We start from the raw sequence: 24,020 nt of genomic DNA on the forward strand, positions 1-24,020 counted from the left end.
GTAGATAAGAGTGTGCCGATTCAAGACTAAACTATAGCTGGACTAAAATTTGCGTTAACAAATAGTAATAATGTCTGTGGAAAATCCTAAGACTTATCTCGAACAGGCAATTGAAGACGGTCAAGCTGAGCTTACGGGCGAAGGCAACAGGGAATGCATCCGCTACATCGCTGTCGATCGCTCTGAGCGATAGTCCGATACAGAGGAGAAAGTTCGGGCTGAGTTTTGGGCTGAGCTAATTTACAAATACGAATACGATCCAAACCGCATTCGGTTTGAGGTCAATGTGCCACGGCGTACTCCCAATGACTACGCCGACTTGGTAATCTACAAAGATGACGAATGCAAAGATCCTTATTTTATTTTTGAAGCAATGCGTAATTGTGTCGCCCACAATCGTCGTCCCTCCCGTCGTGTTGTAGAAAATTACGGGAGTGCCCGTCCCTTACTCAATCAACTGCTCGATAATTACCTAAGCCAGTGGCTTTGCTATGAGGAGATCGAAAGTGAATCGCTTGAAAGTGAGCCAAAAAAAGCAACCAACCATTAGTTATCAGAGGTGAAAGAGGCATACACAAATCTACGGAGCTGACCGCCGAGAGGCTTCTTGTTGGGTATTCTCAGCTATTTGCGGCGGCTCATTTGATTTTACAGCAATTTACAATGAGTGTAGGGAGTTTTGGAGAAGGGTTGATGACATTGCAGAAATTACAAAACCAGGCGTTGCAGTTACCAATTGGCGATCGCTGGCGTTTAGTTCAGTCGTTATTGACTTCAATTCAACAAGAAACGCTATTGTTAAACTCTCCAAAACCAGGCTTAGATAATTCGTTTGCAGATCTCGATCCTTGGACTCAAAGCCTAATTGGTGTAATTCAGTTGAGTGCGGAAGAACCCACAGAGTCTTACGTAGACTACCTGGAGGAAAAATATAGTTGAGGCGGGTGTTGTTTGATAGTGATGTTTTGCTCGATGTTCTAGCTCAACGGCAGCCATTTGTTGTAGCTTCTGCACGAGCGTTGAATATGGTGACGCAACCGCAGGTACAAGGTTACGTTTCAGGTCATGCTGTAACGAATATTTTCTATATTTTGCGTCGTCACGTTGGCAGTGAAGCAGCGCGAGAGCTTTTATCAAGATTATTGCAGCACATTCAAGTTGTTAGCGTAACTGACGAGGTTATTCGATCTGCGTTGCAAAGCTCTATTACAGACTTTGAAGATGCGGTGACAAGTGAAGCCGCAAGTGCCGCAGGAGTAGAGATTATTGTGACCCGAAACACATCCGATTTTGCTGCTTCTTCAGTTCCGGCAGTAATGCCAGAGGAGTTTTTGGTTATGCCATTAGAGTAAGTGGAATATTGACGCAGCATAATCAATTGCTGCACCGGAACATAAAAACCATCAAATACACTCAGGCAAAAAGTATTTTTTAGGGCGATCGCCATGCCAACATCTACTATCAGCTTATATTTAGAACCAGGTCAAAAAGCTACTTTGCAACCCGTAACTTGGCAAGCATTTGATTGAGGCATTTATTTAAGGCGATCGCACCCCTCTACTTTAAAATATGCGACGATCGCTTCGCAAACCGCATAAGCACATCGCGTCACCCCTCTAATCTCTTTGATCTACTGCTGTCTATTGCATTTGAGATAGGCGTTGTTGGTATTTTTGGGCGATCGCTGTAGCAAATTCACTCATTAGTAGAACGGGCGGTCAAAACTGATGAAACAAAGGTAACTATACGGCAACCATATGAATGAATCAGCAAATTTAAGATCCGAGAGCAAAACTGACATGACTATTACTGCTATTGAATTACCGATCGAGAAAATTGCTGAATTTTGCGATCGCTGGCAAATTATCGAGTTTGCTCTATTTGGTTCCGTCCTGCACGACGACTTCTGCCCCGACAGCGATATTGACGTGATGGTGCAATTTCATCCAGATGCTTGCCCCACGTTCAGTACTTTGGATCGGATGGAAGCAGAGTTAAAGACTATTTTTCAGCGAGACATTGACTTAATTACCCGTCAGAGTGTTGAAACTAGTCGTAATTACCTACGCCGCCAAGAAATTCTTTCCTCTGCTCAAGTGATTTATGCAACGGGATCTTCAATTCCTGCTTGATATGCTGCAATCCGCAGAACTTATCATGACCTATACTTCTCAATGCTCGAAAGACGAGTTCGTGAAAAATGTGCAGCTTCAAGATGCAGTAATTCGACGATTGCTGGTGATTGCCGAAGCCGCAAGACGAGTTTCCCAAGCAACCCGACAGACCTTGCCAAGCGTTTCATGGCAAGAAATTAACGGGATGCGAAATCGACTAGTACATAAATACGATGCGATCGACTTCAATATCGTTTGGGATGTCGTGCAAAATGAGATTCCGGTCTTGATTGAAGAATTGAAGACGCAAATTCCTCCTGAAACGTAAATTAGGGGAGGTAATTGGGCAAGGGACAGGCTTCACCAATACTGTAAAGAGATTGGCGATCGCACCTCCTCCACTTTATTTATTCACATCCAACAACCGCGAAGTCATAAACCGATCCATCCAATTTTCGAGATAAGCTATATTTGCCTGCTGTTCTGACGGATCTTCAGTATTTGCCGGATAAGGCATTAGTCCTAAAATTGCAGCTGTGGTGACGCAAAACATCGACTTTTGGAAAGTCATACAAATTTGTACCCGTAAGTCATCTTCGCCGCGCTTGGTACGACGATAGATTTCATGCAGGTATTTAGGTAAATAATGCCGCATATCTTGCATCAACAGCGTCGGAGGAATGCCAGCACCACCAATTGGTAATGGATCTGCATACAGCGCACCGTAAGCAAATCGCGCTTGATCGGGGGGAATTTGATGTGCTTGAGCGTTGTAAGAAATTGTCCCTTGAAATGGCGTGCCTCGGAAGAAAACCGCCTCTACGTAAGGTACGGCTGTATCCATAAGGAAAGTCAAACCCGCACTTTTGGGAATAATTTCGTACTCTTTACCTTTAATTTTTACCGTGTAGGTGATTGGTGTATTGGCATCGGCAACCAAACCATTTAAGATATGCTCGACTACCTGCGGAATAGTTTTGATTTCGCCGCGATCGTAGCGATCGCTCAGTTGCAAAAACATATCGCTCATGATGTGCCAAAATTGCCCCAACCCACTGTAATAAGCTTGCTGGCGCACCAATTCTGGAAGAAATTCTGGGAAAAGTTGGTTCAATCCCAAAACTAGAGGATTATTTTTAAACTTTGCCTGAATCGCTGCTGCTGCTCGTTCTTTAAATTCCAGCGTATCTAAATAAGCATCCAAACCGCCGCCACCATGCCAGAACATAGCTTTCATGCAGTATTCAGCGTATTCAAAATTGATGCGATCGTGCCACCAATGACGGAGTAATTTCCTAATCGAAAATTCACCGTTGAAATACTTAAAAAAGGGGAAAAAGACTAAAAACTGGTTTTCTGATATATATGTTAAATTTCGCCAGTAGGCATCTAAAACCACACCGTAGCTTTTGAGAATTCCTACAACTTCTAAAACATTTTCAGGAGTATCTGCGAGTAGAGCTTCTCCTGTTTGTAACCTTTGAATGTATTCAGCTAAAGGATGGCTGGTAGGCTTGTTAGTGATGCTGACCATATCAGTTATTAGTTATCAGTTATCAGTTGTCAGACATGAAATGGAACGTCTGTACAAAGAGCTTGGTAAGTAGTTTTATTGATAGAACAAGACTTTATTTTTTATTGTTTCACACATTGGTTATCAAAACCTGCCCCTACAGGTATGAATCTTGCTAGTAGAGGCAGATTTTAGCCCAAGCCATCTGATTTACGATCGCGGATTCTTGACCGCTAGATGAGCGATCGCCTCTACATTATTTACCATAGCTGTAGTTGTGCGTTCGCTCCACCGTGCCATCCAACTCGGCTGAATCCCTAACACTACAATTAGTATTGCTAAAGCGATCGCGGGAAGACGATCCGACCAGTAAACTTTAGGTAAATTCTCAACCTGGGGTGATAGCCGTCCGAAAAAGGCGCGGTTTACCAAGAGTAAGAAATATACCGCAGTCAAACCGGTCCCCACCATACTGAGGATAGTTTGGGTAGGGAAAACGGGAAAACTGCCGCGAAAAACGAGAAACTCTGCCACAAACCCTACCATACCAGGAATTCCAGCGCTTGCCATCACGCCCAAAATCATCAAGCTGCCAATGACAGGTAAACCTCGTTCGGGGTTGAGTAGTCCTCTTAACACCTGAGTATCGCGACTACCCGCTTTTTCGTAAACAACTCCCACTAGTAGAAACAGGAGTGCCGAAATTAAACCGTGACTGAGCATTTGCAACACGGTCGCCAAAATACTCAAAGGTGTCGCCGCCGCTGCTGCCAGTAACACGTAACCCATGTGACCGATAGAGCTATAGGCTACCATTTTTTTCATATCAGTTTGGGCGATCGCGCAGGAAGCCCCATACAACACGCTGACCACTGCCCAAGTTGCCAGCCAAGGGGCGAATGCTGCCCAAGCCTCCGGTAACAAGTCCATACCAAAGCGCAGCAAACCATAAGTTCCCAATTTCAACAATACCCCTGCCAGCAGCACGGAAACGGGTGTAGAAGCCTCGACGTGAGCATCTGGTAGCCAAGTATGGAAAGGAACCAGAGGGATTTTAATCCCGAAGCCGACAACAATTGCCCCTAGTAAAATGAATTGCGCTGTCAACGGTAAACTCAAAGCAGCCGTGCGTAGAGGTTCGTAAGCAAAAGAACCCGTACCGCTTAATAAAACTAAACCCAAAAAGGCAGCTAAAATCAGAATGCCTGAAATTGCTGTATAAATGAGAAACTTCGTCGCTGCATAGCCGCGCCTTGCGCCACCCCAAATCGCAATTAACAAATATAGGGGAATCAGTTCCAGTTCGTAGAACAGAAAGAATAGCAAGAGATCCTGAGACAGGAAAGCTCCAGCAACACCCGTATTAAGTAACAGAATCAGAGAATAGTAGAATCGCGATCGCGCCACTTGGTTATTGGTGCTGTAAAGTGCAACGTAAGTGAGTAAGCCATTCAACACCAATAATGGGAAAGATAACCCATCCACGCCTAAGCGATAGCTCAAACCCAAAGCATCTATCCAAGGTAGTGCTTCTTGAAACTGAAAAGCACCATCCGCAGGATCGAATCGAAACCCGAGAACAATACTCCAAATAAATGTAGCAGCAGTAACTGCTAGAGCAATATAGCGCGATCGGGTCTCACCTGGAGGCAAAACCCAGATTAGCACCGCACCTAAGACTGGTAAGCAAATGAAAGCACTGAGCATTGGAATTGGGTAATGGGTAATGGGTAATGGGTAATGGGTAATGGGTAAGAGTTGATAGTTAACGGTTAATAGTTGATAGCAAGACGCGATTGACAATACACAATTGCCAACCACCAATTACCAATTACCAATTACCAACTATTGAAAAATGTATCCTAAAGACCAGCTGATAATTAAGCCGAGCAGACCGACTCCGAGGAGGATGGTTAGCATATAGGCTTGCGATTGACCGGAGATGGTGTACTTCAAGCTTTGACCGCTAAAGATGGTGACAATGCCAACTAGATTGACTAAGCCATCTAAGATGTAGCGATCGATCCAGGCGGAAATTTTGGAGATCGAATTCACTGCCAAAACAACGGTGACTTTGTAAACCTCATCTACATAGAAATCGTAGCCCAACAAGTCTTGCAAAAATCGCCATTGCAATTGCACGGGTCGCGACCAAGCTTTATGTAGGTATATTGTCGAGCCGATTGCCAGCCCTAATCCACTTGATGCCATTAAGAGAGTAACTGCTTGCCAGTTGATGTTTTCCCAACTCGGCAACAATTCCCACTGCTGTAACATCAACGGAACTAACAGAGTTAATATTGTCAGCGACACCATAGGTAAAGCCATATGCCACATGACTTCTGGAGCGCGACGAGTTTTTGGCTGCGGGTCGCCCCAGAAGACGAGTCGGAAGACGCGAGTGAGATTGAGTGTCGTTAAACCATTAACTACGAGCAATACGCCGACAACCCAAGGGCTAACTATCCAAAAACCGTTTGCCCATTGCACCATTGCCCAGAAGCTACCCAAAGGGATGAGCGTCACTAGTCCGGCTGCGCCGACGACAAAAGCCGTTGTGGTGGCAGGCATCCGCGACCACAAACCTCCCATTTCCGTTAAATCTTGGGTGTGCGTGGTGGCAATGATCGAGCCTGCACTCATAAATAGTAATGCCTTGGCGATCGCGTGGGTAAATAGCAACATCAGCGCTACGCCACCCTGTTGCAAACCTACCGATAAAAAGACCAGTCCCATGTAGGCGCTAGTGGAATGGGACAGCGCCCGCTTAATATCAATTTGGGCGATCGAAACTAACGATGCTCCTATTGCCGTTACTGTGCCGATAATTATCAAAGCTGACGATGCCACAGGTGACAGCGCCAATATTGGCTGCAATTTAAACAACAAATATGCCCCACCTGATACCACCATTGAGTTTCGCAGCACGGAAGCGGGGTTTGGACCTTCCATCGCCTCATCTAACCACAAGTGCAAAGGAAATTGAGCGCATTTCCCTGCTGGGGCGGCAATTAAAGCTATGCCTAGTAATGTTGATGTTAAAGGCGATAGTTGCGCTGTCTGCGCCCATTCATTCAAGTCGGAGAAGTTAAGACTACCTGCAAAAGAGGCAAGGGTAACAACACCCATTAACAGCAGTATGTCCCCTACTCTTTTGGTTAAGAAGGCATCCCTTGCTGCCGTCACTACCAATGGCTGAGCATACCAAAAGCCTACCAGTAAGTAGGTAGAAAGCGTCAGCATTTCCAATAGAGCGTAGCTGAGGATCAATGAATCGCTCAAGGCTAAGCCCGATAGCGCTGCCTCAAAAAATCCGAACAAAGCAAAAAACCGCGCTATGGCATAATCTTTCTCCATGTACCCCAAGGCGTAAACTTGTGCTAGCAGACTCAAACCAGTAATTAAAACTGCTGCACCGAGGGTGACTGGCGACACGTCCAACGCAAAAGATAAATCTAAGTCGGCAGCTTTGAACCAGGTAAAGAGAAAGCTCTGCGGCTCTTGATTCCACATATCCCTGAAGAGGATAACGCTGTGGATAAAAGCTACCACCGTCATTAATAAGTTTAGATAAGCGGCAGGTCTTGGTCCAGTGCGACGCACTATCCCCATTGCCCAAGGTAAGGTGAGGACTGCACCAATCAAGCCATAGAAGGGAACCCACCAACTATTTATGAATAAAAACTGCGTCATTTGCAATTTTCCCACTTATTTGCAACTAAAAAAAATTTTATTTGGCAGCAATTCTAGTCTTCTCAGTAGAGACGTTTGAATTTTTTTAATTTCTGTTTGTCAATCTCGTTCGGACTATTTTTGTTCTCTGAATGTTTTTGTTATTAATAGTTTTTCCTTACAAAATGTAGCCGGGTAAGTATTTTCTCAAATGATTTGTACTCTTGCCAAAATTCACTCTTTGTATTACTCATGCAGAACTGATTTAGCTTGAGTGTAGGCAATTATAGCACCCAAGCAGGCGAGATTTCGTCAATCAGTGGCTATTGGTCAGTAAAAACTCCTAAAACCATCAGACGCGACCTTCGGCAATCGCTCTAGAGGATGAAGTGGCTGAGTTATAAGTTTGCTTTATCTAAATGTAATTAAAAAATTATAAAACAAAAGTAGAATAGCGATAAACAGGGGCGGTTTAGATGTCAGATCGAGCGAAAAATACACCGTTAAGTTTTTTTAAACATTCTCATTCAAAATTATCATAATGATTTATATTGTCAGGGGAGCAAAGCTTCCCTATGCTTATTTCAGGAAGACTTTTTTCTAATTAAGAATGGGTATTCTCGTCAAAAATTTACTGTCAAACTAAATCCACTAGGCTTAGCTTACGCGCCATCAAGGAGAAGAGTAAAAATGCCGATCGCGGTTGGAATGATTGAGACCAAGGGCTTTCCCGCAGTTGTTGAAGCAGCAGATGCGATGGTAAAAGCTGCCCGTGTCACTCTAGTGGGTTACGAGAAAATTGGTAGCGCTCGCGTCACGGTGATCGTGCGGGGGGACGTTTCAGAAGTACAAGCTTCGGTTTCCGCTGGCATTGAAGCAGCTAAACGAGTCAATGGTGGTGAAGTTCTCTCCACCCACATCATTGCCCGTCCCCACGAAAACCTCGAATACGTACTGCCAATTCGCTATACCGAGGCTGTAGAACAGTTCCGCACTTAGCCGCGATAAATCCTCAGCTTTCAGTTTTTCAGTTTGATAACCTTACGCTACTTTCAGTTACGGAGTAAAACAAAATGGCAATCGCAGTAGGAATGATTGAAACGTTGGGCTTCCCCGCAGTTGTGGAAGCAGCTGACGCGATGGTAAAAGCAGCTCGCGTCACTCTGGTGGGCTATGAAAAGATCGGTAGCGGTCGAGTCACGGTGATCGTACGAGGCGACGTTTCGGAAGTGCAAGCTTCGGTATCCGCTGGTATAGATTCCGTCAAGCGCGTGAATGGCGGACAGGTCTTGTCTACCCACATCATCGCTCGTCCTCACGAAAACCTAGAATACGTGCTGCCGATTCGTTATACAGAAGCTGTAGAACAGTTCCGCGAGAGCGTCAGCGGTATCCGTCCTTACAACAGACCGTAACCCTGAATGCAAATCGCTCAAGTTCGGGGTACGGTTGTCAGTACCCACAAAGAACCAAGTTTGCGAGGAGCCAAGCTACTGTTGTTGCAGTTTATCGATGCTGACGGTCGCCTGCTACCTAAATATGAGGTAGCAGCCGATTGGATAGGTGCTGGTGTGGATGAGTGGGTTTTAGTTAGTCGCGGCAGTGCTGCCCGTCAGATCGAGGGCAATCAATCGCGTCCCCTAGATGCATTGGTAGTAGGAATTATCGATACTGTCAGCGTAGACAATCGCAACCTGTACAGCAAAAGAGAGCAAGATCGATCGAGCTTTCCTTAGGCGATCGCGGCAAAGTCAATTCATGGCAACAGGATATTTCAGAGGATTTTAACGTATGGTAGCCCGCAGCTATGCTGCCCCGCCTACCCCCTGGTCGAAAAATTTGGCAGAGCCACAGATTGACGAAACTGCATACGTACATTCCTTTTCCAACGTGATTGGGAACGTCCATATCAGTTCTAACGTCCTAATCGCGCCAGGAACTTCAATTCGCGCCGATGAAGGCACTCCTTTTCATATCGGTGCAGGCACGAACGTGCAGGATGGGGTAGTGATTCACGGACTGGAACAAGGTCGCGTGATCGGGGACGATGGCAAACAATATTCGGTATGGGTCGGGAAAAATACTTCCATTACTCACATGGCGTTGATCCACGGACCGGCATACGTAGGAGACGATTGCTTCATCGGCTTTCGTTCCACCGTATTCAACGCCAGAATTGGTAATGGTTGCATTGTCATGATGCACGTCCTGATCCAAGATGTAGAAATCCCGGCTGGGAAGTACGTACCTTCGGGAGCGACGATTACAAACCAACAGCAAGCCGATCGCTTACCCGACGTGCAACAAGTAGACCGAGAGTTTGCGCGTCACGTCATTGGGGTCAATAACGCGCTGCGATCGGGTTATCTTTGCGCTGACGATAAGGCTTGCATCACCCCCATTCGCGACGAGCTGTCACAACCTCAAGCGGATGGGGATAAAGGCGTTAATGGGAGTGCTAGTGGAATCATGGGTAGAAGATTGAATACAGAAGCAGTGGAGCAAGTGCGACACCTATTGTCGCAAGGATACAAGATTGGCACAGAACACGTAGACCAGCGCCGTTTCCGTACTGGGACGTGGAAGAGTTGCACGCCACTCGAACCTCGCTCGGAGTCAGAGGCGATCGCGGCTTTAGAATCTTGTTTGGCAGAACATGAAGGCGAATACGTCCGTTTGTTTGGGATTGACCCCAAACGCAGGCAGCGAGTATTAGAAACAATTATTCAAAGACCTAACGGACAAGCCTTAACCCAAAGTAACGGCGCGGCGAGAGCTAGCGTACCACCTGCTAGCAGCAGCTACCGCAGTAGTGCGGCTAGCAGTGGCAGCTATGGTGGTGGCTCGACAGGCAGTTCCAAACTGGATTCCGAAACCGTCGAGCAAATTCGCGGTTTGCTAGCACAGGGCTATCAAGTTGGGACGGAACACGTCGATCGCCGTCGCTTCCGCACCGGTTCTTGGGCTAGCTGCGGCACGATTAACTCTAACCAGGTAGCTCCGGTCATTTCAGCCGTGGAAGCCAGCCTCGCCGAGTTTTCAGGGGAGTACGTGCGCTTGATCGGCGTTGACCCCAGACGCAGACAGCGGGTACTAGAAACCATTATTCAGCGTCCCGACGGACCAGTGATTTCTCAGTCTGCAGGTCATTCAGCAGGTCATTCTAACTACGCTTCTGCTCCTTCATATGGTAATGGCAGTAGTTCCAATTCAGGTAGGGTAACGAGTTCTAAGCTGGGGGGCGATGTTGTAGACCAAGTACGCCATCTATTGGCAGCTGGGCATACAATTGGCTCGGAACACGTAGACCAACGCCGTTTCCGCACTGGTTCTTGGCAGAGTTGTAGTCCGATTACTACCAGGAATGAGTCAGAGGTAGTGAACGCGCTGGAAACTTGTCTAACTAACCACCCTGGTGAATACGTCCGGTTGGTCGGGATTGACTCCAAACAAAAACGACGGGTGCTGGAAACGATTATCCAACGTCCATGAGATGAGGGAGTAGGGAGTAGGAAGTAGGGAAAAAGAAGGGGGGCTAGGGGCTAGGGAAGGGCAAGAGGACAAGAGGACAAGGGGAAATAACAACATAACTCATTCCCTCACTATCTCCATCACCTTGTCTTCCTCCTCTTCTCCGACTCCCGACTACGCGGTTCCGATGGCGAGGAAACCTCGCCCTCCACCCGCTTCCCGATTCCCGACTCCCGTTCAAAGGATTTAACTTAAATGTCTTTATCGCCACTACACCCAATTGGTAACTTTAATTCGCATATCAGTGGCGAGGTGATAATCGATCGCACGGCAGCGATCGCTCCTGGGGTAGTTTTCCATGCCGACCCAAACAGTAAAATTATTATTGCAGCGGGAGTATGTATCGGCATGGGAGTCGTGCTGCACGCCCATGACGGAAATGTAGAGATCGAGACGGGAGTTAATCTCGGAGCTGGGGTTTTAGTGGTAGGTAAAGCTACAATCGGAGCAAATGCTTGCGTCGGTGCGGCAACGACGGTTTTTAATTGTTCTGTCGCTCCCAAACAAGTGATTCCTCCAGGTTCTTTGCTAGGAGATACCAGCCGTCACCTAACGGTAGATTCTACTGTTGAGGTTGAAGCAGCACTGACACTGCCAACTGATGCAACTCAGGCATCGCCACCAACATCGGCAACAGTTGGAGCAACACCTGAGTCCAACGGTCAGATGGCTGGATCGGCACAAAGTCAACCAGAACCAACTCAACCGAGTGGCGATCGCATTGTTTATGGTAAAGCTTCCATCACGCGGTTGATGGCAACGTTGTTTCCCCATAGTCAATCATTGAACCAGCCACCACCAGATACTCCTCCATCTCAAGGAACCTAAGTCAAGGCAATTTTAGATTTGGAATTTGGATGGGATTAACTTTTTCTGTAAATAGGATGAAGCCGGAAAATGCCCAGACTGACGATTTTAGAATTATTCTGACTTGCGTTGTCGCGGTACGCACCGACAAATCCTCATTTAAAATCTAAAATCTAGAATCTAAAATCGGTTAGATCTACCATGCAGACACAGAATCAAGGGTTCGCCACTTCTGGGCAAGAACATCGGGTACAAAACTTTCAGGAAATGGCTTTAGGCTTGGTATCTACCCGCAGCTTTCCCGCGATTGTCGGGACGGCAGATATGATGCTCAAGACTGCTGAAGTCACCCTAGTAGGATACGAGAAGATTGGCGGCGGGCACTGTACGGCGATCGTGCGCGGTCGTACTGCCGATGTTCGCCTCGCCGTTAGAGAAGGTGCGGCAACGGCTGAAAGCTTTGGCGAATTGGTTTCCTCATTAGTCATACCTCGTCCCTTGCCGAATCTAGAAGCTGTATTACCAATTGGTCTGCGCTTGCAACAATTGACAGCCGGAGGTTACAGCCGCCTCAGCCATCAAGCTGTCGGACTGCTAGAAACACGGGGATTTCCGGCGATGGTAGGTGCAGCCGATGCCATGCTCAAAGCTGCCGACGTGCAACTTGCTTCCTACGAACGCATTGGTGCTGGGTTGTGTACCGTCATCATTCGCGGTAGCGTATCTAATGTTGCCGTCGCTGTAGAAGCAGGAATGTACGAGGCAGAACGGATTGGCGAACTCAACGCCGTGATGGTGATTCCTAGACCCTTGGACGATTTAGAACAGACCTTACCACTGGCAAGCTGCTGGCTCGAGCAACAGCAACCTTTACAACTACCACTCGCTATCAAGGAGAAGGAAAAGGAAAAAGAACTCGTACAATTACCAGATTTAGCTAATTTGCCCGTGCCACTTAAAGAAGAAGAAATCATCCCTCGCGATCTGTAATTGCTGCTATTGACAGCTAGTCGTAAGAACTTAAGAAAAAGCATCGCACGCGCTGATGAAATGTCGGTGGAACTCTGCGGCTGGTGGGCTAGACCATTCACAGGAGAAGAGTAAATCAATTCCCTACACCCCATAGCGACGTGCAACGCTGCTTGGAAGTCATCTTACGCTCTTTCAGTTGTAAAGAATGGTAACTCATATTCACTATAAATAAAAGCCATTGTTTTTAATAGGTATTATAGGTACATATCTATAATTCAATCTGCTAGGAGAATAGCAGTGAAGCAAGCAACGCTTCACCAATTAAAGGTGTTTGAAGCTGCGGCGCGCAATGGTAGCTTTACCCGTGCCGCAGAAGAGTTGTTTTTAACCCAACCGACTGTTTCCATGCAGGTGAAGCAGCTAACCAAGGCAGTCGGTCTACCTCTATTCGAGCAAGTGGGTAAGCGCCTCTACCTCACGGAGGCAGGACGAGAATTATTTGCTACCTGTCGGGAAATTTTTGAGAAACTCGCTCAATTTGAGATGACGGTAGCAGATTTGAAAGGGTTGAAGCAGGGGAGGTTGCGACTTGCGGTCATCACCACTGCCAAATACTTCGTACCGCGCCTGTTAGGACCATTTTGCCAGCTTTACCCAGGGATTGATATTGCCTTACAGGTAACGAATCATTCAGGGATTGTCGATCGCCTGAAGGAGAATCTGGACGACTTGTATATCATGAGTCAGTTACCAGAACATCTCGATATCGGTTTCCAGCCATTTTTAGAAAACCCCTTAGTCGTGCTTGCGCCAGCCAATCATCCGCTGGCAGGGGAAAAAAATATTTCCTTGCAACAACTGAGTGAAGAACCGTTTATCCTGCGCGAACCAGGTTCGGGAACGCGCACGGCGGTACAGAAGCTCTTTGACGAGCAGGAGATTAAACTGAAAGTTAAGCTCGAATTAGGCAGTAATGAGGCAATCAAGCAGGCGATCGCAGGAGGTTTGGGTCTTTCCGTCCTCTCCCGCCACACCATCATCCCAGAATCCGCTAATCCAGAATTAACCGTGCTGGATGTGGAATATTTCCCCATTGAGCGCAACTGGTATATGGTTTATCCTGCTGGCAAGCAAATGTCTGTCGTCGCCCGTACTTATTTTGAGTATTTGTTAAATGCTGCCCAGCAAATTGTAGAACAAACAAAAGGAACGCTGTAGAGACGCTGGCGATCGCATCTGCATCTCTCATTTCCTTTTTATTGGTATTGTTGTCCATCACGCCGATCTCAAAGCAGTTTTTGATTACAGATCGGTAGGGGCGCACAGCTGTGCGCCCCTACTACAAATATTGCGCCCCTACAAACGTATTGCATTTCAATGGGAACGCTATATCCGCCCTCTGAAATGGGCTGAATAGATTTGATGTCTGCAAAGAAACTGTAATAATCGATTAAAGAAAGTATTTAAAAATAAAAACGATTTAATCGAATGGCAATCTACTTTTACAAGGTATGCGAACCCTACGGGTGTTTTTCTAACTTTTCACCCCACTCGATCGACATCCAGGGTACTTACTGGTCAACAGTAGAGCATTATTATCAAGCACAAAAATTTGTCGGTAGTGCTAATGAAGCCATTATTCCTATCATTCATGCTGCGGCAACACCAGAGCAAGCTGCCGCACTAGGACGCGATCGCACTCTTCAAGTTCGTTACGATTGGGAACAAGTCAAAACCCAGGTCATGCACGTCGCCGTGCGCCAGAAGTTTCTTACCTATCCCGATATTCAATCGATTTTGATTGCAACTGGAGACGAATTACTGGTAGAAAACTCGCCGACTGATTACTATTGGGGCTGCGGTTGCGATCGCACGGGTCAGAACTATCTGGGGAAGATCTTGATGAGCGTGCGTCAGGAAATTCGAGAAATAGCCAAAATCAGTTATCAGTGAACAGTTATCAGTTATCAGAGAGTAGGGGACAGGTGAGCTTTGTGTGCAGGTGGGCAGGTGGGCTTCAGGTGCAACTACCAACTACCAATTACCCATTACCCATTACCCATTACTCAATTAACTTTTACCGAAAAGGTAAAGATTATTTTCTAACATACTACCTTTAAAATTCATAGTGATAATTTAGTACTTGAAGCAAAAGAGCTTCAATTGGCAGATTGAAAAGCTAACTTCTATTGAGTTAAGAGGTAAACAAGAACTGCTGATTTCTCTTCTGTCCGATCGAATAAAAATAACACCCAACTCACAGGTTGATATTTCCTCAAATACGCGCAAATAGAGGGCAATATATCCGAGCTTGCTATACTAGTATTAATTTACTAGTATTAGTAAGGTAGAGTTCAGAATATCCCTACCTAAGCTTGAAAGACAGAGGAAATTCCTCAGCTAGTGCTAGCCTGGGTGTTATTGTTTTACGGTTAAATCGAGAATGGCAATCATTGCACTCAAAGCTTGGTTTCTAGAAAAATACGAGCCAGTTAAAGAATTAGAAAAACGCACTCACGATTTGCGATTGAGTAAGAATAGTCTGTTGAAATCGGGATTGAGAGCTGATTTTTTAAACGACAGCGAGGAAGTTAAAAAATCGGCATGGTTTCAGCGCTATTTAGAAGGAGAGGCTGTTGAGTTTTATATTGAGGGTAGCGGTGGTTACGTTATCTCGAATATTGACTTAATCAGTCACGAAATTTACTTTACTAAGCAAGCAGTATCTGCTCTACAAGACCCGACAATTTTTTTATCTTACCAAATAGAATATAGCGCAGCTAGCGAAGTTTTACGGGAAGGATTGCAACAAGCCCTAGAAACATTAAATAAGCGATCGCGCTTACCTATATCCTTAGTAGAATCTTATCGTTCTAAAGAGAATCCGCTCCGACTCAATCGCCAAATGCTGCTCAACATTCGTAAAAGTTTACTATTTATTGCCGATAGTACGCCAATTACGAGTATTTCTCAAGAGGACAGCAATCAGTTAATTCCTAGCCCTAATGTTTGTGTAGAAATTGGCTACGCCATTCAAACAAAACGTTCCGAGCAAATTTTACTCGCACACATGCAGCGAGATTTAGAAGGACAATTACCCTTCGATTTACCATCTTTACAAACTCTACAATTTAAAGACGGTAAAGAATTAAATAAAATTTTGCCCAAAACAATTGAAACCCAATTACAGAGATATAGTTTGTTTTCCTGATTTGTTTTTCTACACGAAATTGCGATTCGGATATTAGGGGCGTACATCTGTACGCCCCTCTGTCATAGGGAGGAATTCCCTATTTGATGTTCGGTTTTCACATATTGAGGCTTTTAGCAAGCACCTGTTACTTTTATTTACATAAAGTTACACAACTTAAAGCGAGGTAACAGCGATGACTATTCTAATTGCACTATTGGTAATCGGTTGGGTAGCAGCTTCTGTCATCGGAACCCAAGCATATTTTTTAGGAGAGCAAAGAAAACCGATCCACGATCGCAACTGGCGTAGTAAGTCTTTTGAAAAGTTAGCCAAATCTATCACTGGTACTGATATAGATTACAGCGATCGCACTCCGGCATACCGGATGGATGCTTATACGAGCAATAATTTACCTGGTTAATGTTAAACGCCGTAGGGGCGCACATCTGTGCGCCCCTACCTGTAAATTGACAATAAATTACAAAGGACGATAAGCGCGGTAGTTGATTTCGGGGAAGATATTATCCATTTGTTCTACCTTCTCCAACCAGCCACTGTCGATTTTGCCAATTTTGACATCCTCGTAGAGCTTATTAAAGCGCATCAAGTGCGATCGCGTCCTTCTCACCGCATAAGGAACCATCGTTCCCGTTCGCATGATAAACGCCCAGTCGGAAGACTGCGCTAGTAACAACTCTCGCGCTGCCTGATTCAACGCCTTCCATTCCAACTCATCAACGGGTTCGCGGTAGGCAATCTCGATCATCCGTTCGGCAGCTTTATGGAGATGGGGATAAATCCAAGCATTGGTCTCGTTCAACCAATATTCGTGAAATCCCTTGTAACCCCAACTCGATTGCGAAGGACGACACACCTGCTGAGTCGGGTTTTCCTGTAAATAATCCGCTAAGTGCGTCATTTGATAAGTCTGCTGGTCGTACCAAGACTTGCGGAATAGGTAATCGATAAACCAAGGACCTTCATACCACCAATGCCCGAATAACTCCGCATCGTAGGGCGAGACAATAATCGGCGGACGGTGCATAATGGCGTGTAAATGTCGAGCCTGCTGTTCGCGGTTGTACATGAAGTTGCCAGCGTGTTCTGCTGCCTTTTCCCGCGCCCAGTAGGGGTCATAGAGTGCCTTATCGCTCAACCCCAGACCACGACCAGTGATTTTATGATATTTAATCCCCGTATTTTTCCGCTGTCCGTTGGGCATGATATAGGGCTTGATGTACTCGTACTCGGCTTCCCAACCTAAATCTTTGTAAAATTCGCGATATTCAGATGCGCCGGGATAACCCACTTCCGACGACCAAACTTGCTGGGATGATTCGTGGTCGCGACCGAAAGCAGCCACTCCAGTCTCGGTAAATATGGGCGCGTAAGAACCAAAGCGAGGACGAGGGCGGGCGTAAAGAATTCCATGCCCATCGGTGAGGAAGTAGCGTAAGCCAGCATCGGCTAACATTCGCTCTAAACCCTCATAGTATGCACATTCAGGTAACCAAATTCCTCTAGGAGGTCGTCCGAAAGTTTGCTCGTAGTGTTCGCAGGCGACTTGAATCTGCGCCCAGACTGCCTGGGGATACATCTTCATCAGCGGTAAGTAGCCGTGAGTCGCGCCACAAGTGATGATTTCTAGGTTGTTACTGTCTTGAAACTGCTTAAATGCCGTGACTAAATCGCCGTTGAAGCGTTTCCAGTATTGGCGAATTTGATTGAACTCACTGGCGTAATGTTCGGCAAGGTAGCGAATGTGACCGTTGTGAGCGTTACGTTCTGCCTCTAGCTCCACTAACTCTTCCAGCTTAGCTAAATGAGCGTCAAACCGTTCTTGGAGTAGAGGATCGCGCAGCATTGACACCAAAGGGGGTGTCATGCTCATCGTAATCTTAAAGTCGATTCCGTCTCGTTTTAATCCTTCAAATACCAGCAGTAAAGGGACGTAGGTTTCCGCGATCGCTTCATAAAGCCATTCTTCCTCCAGAACATAGTCACTTTCTGGGTGGCGCACGAAGGGTAGGTGAGCGTGGAGGACAAGAGCGACATAGCCAATAGCCATAATGAGATTTAGAAATGTTAAGTGAACGGGTATCGCAATGAAGGAACCAGGGAAAGTCAAGCCGTTTTAACAAATTTTATGCCGAAAGCGGGATCGGAAGCGTAGCAAAAGTGCGAGATGATAAGAAAATCTAAAATTTCTAGGTAAGGATCGATCCCCTAGCAGAGTCCATAGAATCTTACACCTTGAGGGGGATAGCAAGCCAATCGCTTTTTCGTTACAACCACAACAGGTAAAGTTCGTCTCAACAGTGGTGAACAATGGACGATAATTCGCGACAGCCAGCTCGATCGCCAGCCTCAGTTGAAGAAGTTAAAGTGCAAGTCACGCCTTCTCAAAACAATCAGGCAATGGAGGCGCAGCCAGTCTCAGCTTCCAGGGAAAAAGCGGCTAGTGGGTTGTCGTCCTTTTCTGAGACATTAGGTCAAGCAGTAGGAGCGATCGCCCTACTTCCAGAAGTCGCTCTACAACAAGTCCACGATTGGATCTCTCCAGCGACGACAAAAGCTGGAGAAGCGATCGAGTGGGTAGGGAATAACTGGTTCGTGCGACGGATTAGTCGCTTCCTCAACCTCAATTGGTTGATTGGGGCAACCGACAGTGTAGATTTGGCCAAAGCAGAAGCAGCCGTCAAAAAACTACAGCAAGAGCATCCCGAAGAGTCTCCCGAACAAATCGCTCACCGAATTATGGTGGAAAAAGCCACCCGTGCTGGAGGTATAGGACTTGCTACTAGTTTCTTGCCAGGGGTAGCACTGGCGCTTTTAGCAGTCGATTTAGCTGCAACCACCCAACTGCAAGCGGAAATGGTGCATCAAATTGCTGTTGCCTACGGACTCAGTTTAAAAGACCCTAGCCGTAAAGGAGAGGTATTAACAATTTTTGGTTTGGGACTAGGTGGCAGCCGATTGCTGCGGCTGGCTGGTTTAGGAGTCCTGCGTAACGTTCCCTTCGCCGGAGCATTTATTGGGGCGAGTTCTAACGCTGCTATGCTTTACTCCTTGGGATATGCTGCGTGTCGCTTTTACGAAGCCAAATTGAAGTCGCCAGAAACCCTCAACTCCAAAACGGGAATCGCTCAACTCGAACAGCAAAGCAAAAAGTATCTGGAAACGGCGATCGCCCAAGAAGCGGTAATGGATCGAATCTTAGTCCACATGATTCTCGCCAGTCACCCAGAAAAAACTTGGTCGGAGATCCAACCACAGTTAAAGCAATTAAATCTCAGTCCTTCTTCCTTAGAGGCAATCTCTAGAAACATTCAGTCACCCCAACCTTTAGAAGTGCTGCTAAACCAGCTCAACCGCGACTTTGCGATTCCCTTGTTGGCTCAGTGCTGCCGGATCGCTCGATTGGACGGACACAAAACATCTGAAGAAGACCGGATAATTCAGGCGATCGCGACTAAATTTAACCTGAACTTAGAGCAGATTGAGTCAAAGCTTGAGACTCCCTAAAGATGGTGGGCATCCCACCCTACTGTGACAAAATGATGCCGGAGTGATTGAAAAATCTGGTGGGCATTGCCCACCCTACGGTTACAAAATGATGCCGTAGTTATTGAGAGTAAATTTAAACTCCAGAATCAGGCGATCGCTCTTTTGGGGCAGAATTCCTTTGTGAAAGCAGGAGGGGTCTTCGGCGAAACCAACCCCGGCGCGATCGCAAATAGTCACTATATTCTCATTCCCGTAATATTCTTTGATTTCGCTGTCGTCTCTTTCTCTCAAAAGAGAGAACTGGTGACTTAGCTTTTTATTTCTATGACTGCCTTTCACACAGACGTGCGGACCACTCAATAGATCGACATCTGTGAGATAGAACATGAATTTCACACAGGCATAGTCTTCGAGATCGTAGTGAAATTGATAAAAACCTTGAGCGCGTCCCTCAGCCGGTGCATCGTTAACAAAAGTCCACCATAGCTGAGTGCAGGCAAGCATTGGCTGACTGCCAAAATATTTTGCTGCAATCTCCCATAGTTTCAGGTCTTCTGCTAACTTCCTAATTGCCATACATTGAGATGCGGGCTTAAAGTTATAGCCGATCCTAAAATTTTTGCCAGATTTCATTTCTTGCACTCTTCGATTCGCCAGCGAGAACGGAAATTGTAAGTCTCCATTTCCGTAGTAAGTCGCTGTTCTGGCAAAATCTACAATCTCTTTGAGCAGATGCGGTGGGATCGTAATCCCCAAATGCAAACCATCGCTTTTTAAAGCTTTAACCGTCCGATCTGGCTCGAGATCTGTAAACACAGAATTTTCTTTAAGAAAACCAATTTTTATAGGTTTTTTAGTTAAGTGCAACACCAAAAAACGAATAATCTGAATGCGGCTAAATGCAAACATCAGCAACCACTGCGGCTGCTTGAGCGAGATTGCAAAGTATTGTAAAAACCTCCGTTGCAACTTCAGCCATAGTTTTTGAGAATTAATTAGTGAAATCATCTATTTTCGTGAATTCCCTACGATCTTCTGATAACTACATGGCACGAGAATGCGATTGCCCGTTGCTAGTACGTTTGAGCGATCTGATATAACTTAGAGGTGACGCAACACAACAAAATGAATTGGAAGAAAATGAGGTTGTTGTGCCAAACCAGACATCCGTGAATTGCTTTGAAATATTAGCTCGATGGAGATTCGGAGTCAGGCGTTTATTTATGGCTACACATCCCGCCTCTGAAATTTCGTCCTACTCATTGAGAATCGGGGTTAAATGAGCAATAAGTAATGTTAAATGACTAACACTGTAAGTATAAAAGACTACTAAAAAATAATAATAGCTATACCGATAACTTTACGATCTTTTTAAATAAATCCAATGCTCTAGACACAAATCATAAGATATTGTAAAGACAATCGTTCAATCTATCCGGTAATTTACGGTAATTATGCCGTGTAAAATTTAGCTGTTCTTTTCATTGTCATTCAAGGCAACGGAAATCGCAATCGAGTTGCAAAACCATAAATTAAGCAGTGCGATCGCTAGAAAATCGAATAGCGATCGAGCTGACTTCAGAAATCAATTTAGGAAGGTTTAGAGGGGCGATTACCTTGTAGTCGAGAGCAAAACTATCAAAAATCTGTTCTGTTCTTTTTGACTTTTGTTTCACAATTCCTGTAGTTTTCAGTAAAATTCATCACAAAAACCAAATAGAACAATCGATACAATTACATGAAACGAGCAATTGAGAGGTAAAAAATGCTGCCTGAAATTACGCAAAAACTCTTAGCAGCAAAACAAGAAAAAGGGATGTCCTTTGTCGATTTAGAAAAAGCAGTTGGCAGGGATGAAGTTTGGATTGCCGCAGTCTTTTACCGTCAAGCCAGTGCTTCTCAGGCAGAGGCAGAAAAGATTTTATCGGCAATTGGGCTGCCGACGACATTAGCACCAGAACTAACAGAATGTCCGTTGAAAGGCTTGGGACCAGTCGTACCGACAGATCCGCTCATATATCGCTTCTATGAAATCATGCAAGTGTATGGAATGCCACTCAAAAGCGTAATTCATGAAAAATTCGGCGATGGCATTATGAGCGCAATTGACTTTACTTTAGATGTAGAGAAAGAAGAAGACCCCAAAGGCGATCGCGTCAAAGTGATCATGTCGGGAAAATTTTTACCATATAAAAAGTGGTAAAAATTCAGTTATCTAATTGATAACTGTTCACTGGTCACTGATAACTGTTACTTGAGGCAAACGTCCTCCTAAACCAGTCATGAGTTGTAAGGCAGATCGCTTGACAATAGGTACGCGCCGCAAAACCCACAAGCCAAATTGACGAGCGATCGCCACGGGTAAATAATTATTCGAGAACGTCCGATCTAGTAAATCGGTAAAACCCAAAACCACTGAATTTTCTAGCTTGCGCCAGCGTTCGTAGCGTTTGAGTACCTGCAAGCTGCCGAGATCTTCTCCTTGACAAGCGGCAGTCTGTAGCACTTCAGCTAAAGCCGCAGCATCGCGAATTCCTAAATTCAAGCCTTGTCCGCCCACGGGATGACAGCAGTGAGCGGCATCGCCCACCAGTGCCAGACGCGGCAACACATAGCGATCGCTTTGCATCAACTGCACCGGAAACATAAAGCGATCGCCTTCTAGTTGCAGTTCTCCCATCTGAGTACCGTACCTACGGGTGAGTTCGGCGAGAAACTGCGCGTCATCCAATTCCAATAAAGCTTTTGCTTCGGCATGAGGAGCAGTCCAAACAATACGACAGCGATTTCCTGGCAGAGGTAGAATGGCAAAGGGTCCACTCGACCAGAATTTTTCATAAGCTGTGTTGTTGTGGGGTTTTTCTGGCTTGACAAAAGCGACAATACAAGACTGCCAGTACTGCCAGCCCCAGGTTTTGATTCCCGCGTTTTGGCGAATCCGCGATCGCGCCCCATCCGCTGCGACTAATAACCGCGTACAGATCTGCTGTGACTTCCCTGAGACATTGAGTGTCAGCTCGACTCCATGCGATTGAAACTCAGTTCGCACCACCTCTACCGGACATAGATACTCCACGTTGGAGCATTCCCGCAAAAATTCCTGTAGAGGCGTTAATAAAGCTTGGTGTTCGGCAACGTAACCGATAACCTCTGCCCCCAAATCTTTTGGGTGGAACTCTACCACGCTTGGGCAATCGGCATCGGAAAGTTTGACGTGGTGAAACGTTTCAATTCCAGGCAGAATTTTATCCCAGACACCGATTGCCGATAAAATTAGTCGCGAAGACATATGAACGGCGTATGCTTGCCCCTTCATCGCTGCTACGGAGTATGGCTTTGCTTCAATTAGTGCCACCCTCAACCCCGAATTTTTCAAGGCACAGGCAAGGGTTAAGCCCACAATTCCACCACCGACGATCGCCAAGTCGTAGTCAAAACCGTTATCGGGTGCGATCGCTTGCGGAGGTGAAACTGATTGCGAAAGTTGCTCGAACGCCATGTCTAACAAAGTATATCGAGTTGATTAAGAATATTTACTTATCTTCATTTTGCCGCGAATCCGCAGGGTAAGCAAGTCATGATGAAGTTGGAAGTTACGCCCCTGAAAGATCGAGGGCGCAAGTCTCGTGACTTAAGCAAAGCTCATTGCCATTAATCGATCGCTCATTTCAAAGTTAGCGGTAGCATTCTGCACGTCATCCAAAGATTCTAAAGCATCGATTAACTTCAAAAGCGATCGCGCCTGTTCTGGATCGGTAATTTCTATTGTATTACTGGGAATCCAACGCAATTCTACTTCGTCTACAACAAAACTTTTTTCTTTCAGCTTCTGAGTTAGAGCTTCCAAATTGCCGATCTCTACGATCGCAGTAGCCGATCGCCCATGCTCATCCTCGTTAATTTCATAGGATTGCGCGCCACCTTCTAGAGATGCTTCTAACAGTTCATCTTCATCTACTTCGCCAGAAACCAGCGCGACTCCTTTACGCTCGAACATCCAACTAACGCAGCCTGTTTCACCTAAATTTCCCCCATTTTTACTAAAGGCAGCTCTCAGGTCAGCAGCAGTACGGTTGCGGTTGTCCGTCAAAGCCTCAATTAAAATCGCTACACCACCAGGACCGTAACCTTCATAGCGAATTTCTTCTAAATTGGCAGAGTCTTCATACGTACCCGCGCCTTTAGCGATCGCTCGCTCGATATTTTCATTTGGAATGCCTGCTGCTTTGGCTTTCTCAATCGCCGTTCGTAACTGAAAATTTCCTGCCGGATCGGGTACGCCATTTCTCGCCGCCACAATAATTGCCCGCGATAATTGCGTAAATGTTTTCCCCTTAACGGCATCAACCCTGGCTTTTTGACGTTTAATATTCGCCCATTTACTGTGTCCTGCCATAATTGCTTCTATCTTCACTCTCTGTCTGAAGTTGGGAAAGTTGTGACTATTATCACTCTCGATCGTTCTTTCCATACTTCACTCTCACTGCCTGAAAGAGAGGCAGATATTGTATGTAATCCCTCTACATAATGTAGCAGTTGAAGTAACAATAGAGACTATTTTTTTATCAGTAATAGATGCCACTGGAATAGTTTAGCGATTGGATGAGGTATAAATTAGCCAACGAGAATAAGTACTGACAAAATTGTGAAGAAATTATTTTTCTCATTTACATTTTTTTGCATCTATCTATGGTTAAATTTACAATGTTCC

Annotated in this window: 24 protein-coding genes and 1 pseudogene; 17 read left to right on the top strand and 8 right to left on the bottom strand. The window is 45.7% G+C overall.

Going from position 1 to position 24,020, the window contains the following annotated elements:
- Positions 1–211 precede the first annotated feature (211 nt).
- The 5 genes and pseudogenes from H6G17_RS32490 to H6G17_RS05665 all read left to right on the top strand — a co-directional run.
- Positions 212–550 (top strand): annotated as a pseudogene (locus H6G17_RS32490) (type I restriction enzyme HsdR N-terminal domain-containing protein); the annotation flags it as partial.
- A 143-nt stretch (positions 551–693) separates the two neighbouring features.
- Positions 694–939 (top strand): hypothetical protein, encoded by a 246-nt coding sequence (locus H6G17_RS05650; protein WP_192155133.1) that lies wholly within the window; start codon positions 694–696, stop codon positions 937–939.
- Positions 936–1,352: a PIN domain-containing protein gene (locus H6G17_RS05655; protein WP_192154977.1), complete on the top strand. Its 417-nt coding sequence runs from the start codon at positions 936–938 to the stop codon at positions 1,350–1,352. Before H6G17_RS05650 ends, H6G17_RS05655 begins: the two co-directional genes overlap by 4 nt.
- Positions 1,353–1,799: 447 nt before the next feature.
- The gene (locus H6G17_RS05660; protein WP_192154979.1) at positions 1,800–2,132 is read left to right on the top strand and encodes a nucleotidyltransferase domain-containing protein; all 333 of its coding nucleotides are present in this window, start codon (positions 1,800–1,802) and stop codon (positions 2,130–2,132) included.
- Positions 2,104–2,442, top strand: a complete 339-nt coding sequence (locus H6G17_RS05665) for a HepT-like ribonuclease domain-containing protein (protein WP_192154981.1) — start codon at positions 2,104–2,106, stop codon at positions 2,440–2,442. Before H6G17_RS05660 ends, H6G17_RS05665 begins: the two co-directional genes overlap by 29 nt.
- Positions 2,443–2,517: 75 nt before the next feature.
- On the opposite strand, the gene H6G17_RS05670 is transcribed toward H6G17_RS05665, so the two are convergent.
- The 3 genes from H6G17_RS05670 to H6G17_RS05680 all read right to left on the bottom strand — a co-directional run bounded on the left by H6G17_RS05670 (position 2,518) and on the right by H6G17_RS05680 (position 7,320).
- Positions 2,518–3,648, bottom strand: coding sequence for a CO2 hydration protein (locus tag H6G17_RS05670; RefSeq protein WP_192154983.1), 1,131 nt, complete (start codon positions 3,646–3,648; stop codon positions 2,518–2,520).
- A gap of 189 nt (positions 3,649–3,837) precedes the next feature.
- On the bottom strand, positions 3,838–5,334 hold the full coding sequence (locus tag H6G17_RS05675; protein WP_192155135.1) for an NADH-quinone oxidoreductase subunit M: 1,497 nt from the start codon (positions 5,332–5,334) through the stop codon (positions 3,838–3,840).
- Positions 5,335–5,472: 138 nt separating this feature from the next.
- Positions 5,473–7,320 (bottom strand): NAD(P)H-quinone oxidoreductase subunit F, encoded by a 1,848-nt coding sequence (locus H6G17_RS05680; protein WP_192154985.1) that lies wholly within the window; start codon positions 7,318–7,320, stop codon positions 5,473–5,475.
- A gap of 669 nt (positions 7,321–7,989) precedes the next feature.
- Here H6G17_RS05680 and H6G17_RS05685 point away from each other — a divergent pair.
- The 10 genes from H6G17_RS05685 to H6G17_RS05730 all read left to right on the top strand — a co-directional run bounded on the left by H6G17_RS05685 (position 7,990) and on the right by H6G17_RS05730 (position 16,223).
- A complete protein-coding gene (locus H6G17_RS05685) occupies positions 7,990–8,298 on the top strand; it encodes a carbon dioxide-concentrating mechanism protein CcmK (protein WP_015153092.1) in 309 nt (102 codons plus the stop codon).
- A gap of 74 nt (positions 8,299–8,372) precedes the next feature.
- Complete coding sequence (locus H6G17_RS05690) at positions 8,373–8,714, top strand: carbon dioxide-concentrating mechanism protein CcmK (protein WP_015153091.1); 342 nt, start codon at positions 8,373–8,375, stop codon at positions 8,712–8,714.
- Between the two features lie 6 nt (positions 8,715–8,720).
- Positions 8,721–9,035 (top strand): EutN/CcmL family microcompartment protein, encoded by a 315-nt coding sequence (locus H6G17_RS05695; protein ID WP_192154987.1) that lies wholly within the window; start codon positions 8,721–8,723, stop codon positions 9,033–9,035.
- Between the two features lie 55 nt (positions 9,036–9,090).
- On the top strand, positions 9,091–10,791 hold the full coding sequence (locus H6G17_RS05700; RefSeq protein WP_192154989.1) for a ribulose bisphosphate carboxylase small subunit: 1,701 nt from the start codon (positions 9,091–9,093) through the stop codon (positions 10,789–10,791).
- 234 nt (positions 10,792–11,025) lie between these two features.
- Complete coding sequence (locus H6G17_RS05705) at positions 11,026–11,658, top strand: transferase (protein ID WP_192154991.1); 633 nt, start codon at positions 11,026–11,028, stop codon at positions 11,656–11,658.
- Between the two features lie 180 nt (positions 11,659–11,838).
- Positions 11,839–12,627 carry a BMC domain-containing protein gene (locus H6G17_RS34535; RefSeq protein ID WP_199316534.1) on the top strand — a complete coding sequence of 263 codons (789 nt, stop codon included), beginning with the start codon at positions 11,839–11,841 and terminating at the stop codon, positions 12,625–12,627.
- A gap of 279 nt (positions 12,628–12,906) precedes the next feature.
- Positions 12,907–13,827, top strand: coding sequence for a LysR substrate-binding domain-containing protein (locus H6G17_RS05715; protein WP_192154993.1), 921 nt, complete (start codon positions 12,907–12,909; stop codon positions 13,825–13,827).
- A 270-nt stretch (positions 13,828–14,097) separates the two neighbouring features.
- Positions 14,098–14,562, top strand: coding sequence for an NADAR domain-containing protein (locus H6G17_RS05720; RefSeq protein WP_192154996.1), 465 nt, complete (start codon positions 14,098–14,100; stop codon positions 14,560–14,562).
- A gap of 490 nt (positions 14,563–15,052) precedes the next feature.
- Positions 15,053–15,820, top strand: a complete 768-nt coding sequence (locus H6G17_RS05725; RefSeq protein WP_192154998.1) for a hypothetical protein — start codon at positions 15,053–15,055, stop codon at positions 15,818–15,820.
- Positions 15,821–15,995: 175 nt separating this feature from the next.
- Positions 15,996–16,223: a hypothetical protein gene (locus tag H6G17_RS05730; RefSeq protein ID WP_015153083.1), complete on the top strand. Its 228-nt coding sequence runs from the start codon at positions 15,996–15,998 to the stop codon at positions 16,221–16,223.
- A gap of 57 nt (positions 16,224–16,280) precedes the next feature.
- On the opposite strand, the gene H6G17_RS05735 is transcribed toward H6G17_RS05730, so the two are convergent.
- On the bottom strand, positions 16,281–17,870 hold the full coding sequence (locus H6G17_RS05735) for a glycoside hydrolase family 57 protein (protein ID WP_192155000.1): 1,590 nt from the start codon (positions 17,868–17,870) through the stop codon (positions 16,281–16,283).
- A 260-nt stretch (positions 17,871–18,130) separates the two neighbouring features.
- Between H6G17_RS05735 and H6G17_RS05740 the strand changes: the two genes are divergently transcribed.
- Positions 18,131–19,327 carry a hypothetical protein gene (locus tag H6G17_RS05740; protein WP_192155002.1) on the top strand — a complete coding sequence of 399 codons (1,197 nt, stop codon included), beginning with the start codon at positions 18,131–18,133 and terminating at the stop codon, positions 19,325–19,327.
- Between the two features lie 81 nt (positions 19,328–19,408).
- Here the strand turns inward: H6G17_RS05740 and H6G17_RS05745 are convergent, their stop codons facing one another.
- Positions 19,409–20,317, bottom strand: a complete 909-nt coding sequence (locus H6G17_RS05745; RefSeq protein ID WP_192155004.1) for a phytanoyl-CoA dioxygenase family protein — start codon at positions 20,315–20,317, stop codon at positions 19,409–19,411.
- A 524-nt stretch (positions 20,318–20,841) separates the two neighbouring features.
- A complete protein-coding gene (locus tag H6G17_RS05750; RefSeq protein WP_192155006.1) occupies positions 20,842–20,985 on the bottom strand; it encodes a hypothetical protein in 144 nt (47 codons plus the stop codon).
- Positions 20,986–21,074: 89 nt separating this feature from the next.
- Here H6G17_RS05750 and cynS point away from each other — a divergent pair, with 89 nt between their 5' ends.
- Positions 21,075–21,512 carry a cyanase gene (gene cynS / locus H6G17_RS05755; protein ID WP_015153079.1) on the top strand — a complete coding sequence of 146 codons (438 nt, stop codon included), beginning with the start codon at positions 21,075–21,077 and terminating at the stop codon, positions 21,510–21,512.
- Positions 21,513–21,539: 27 nt separating this feature from the next.
- Here cynS and H6G17_RS05760 read toward each other — a convergent pair whose 3' ends face one another.
- The gene (locus H6G17_RS05760) at positions 21,540–22,808 is read right to left on the bottom strand and encodes an FAD-dependent hydroxylase (RefSeq protein ID WP_192155008.1); all 1,269 of its coding nucleotides are present in this window, start codon (positions 22,806–22,808) and stop codon (positions 21,540–21,542) included.
- A gap of 132 nt (positions 22,809–22,940) precedes the next feature.
- The gene (locus tag H6G17_RS05765) at positions 22,941–23,705 is read right to left on the bottom strand and encodes a YebC/PmpR family DNA-binding transcriptional regulator (RefSeq protein ID WP_192155139.1); all 765 of its coding nucleotides are present in this window, start codon (positions 23,703–23,705) and stop codon (positions 22,941–22,943) included.
- Positions 23,706–24,020: the final 315 nt, after the last annotated feature.

The sequence above is a fragment of the Chroococcidiopsis sp. [FACHB-1243] genome, assembly GCF_014696895.1.
GTDB lineage: Bacteria > Cyanobacteriota > Cyanobacteriia > Cyanobacteriales > Chroococcidiopsidaceae > Chroococcidiopsis.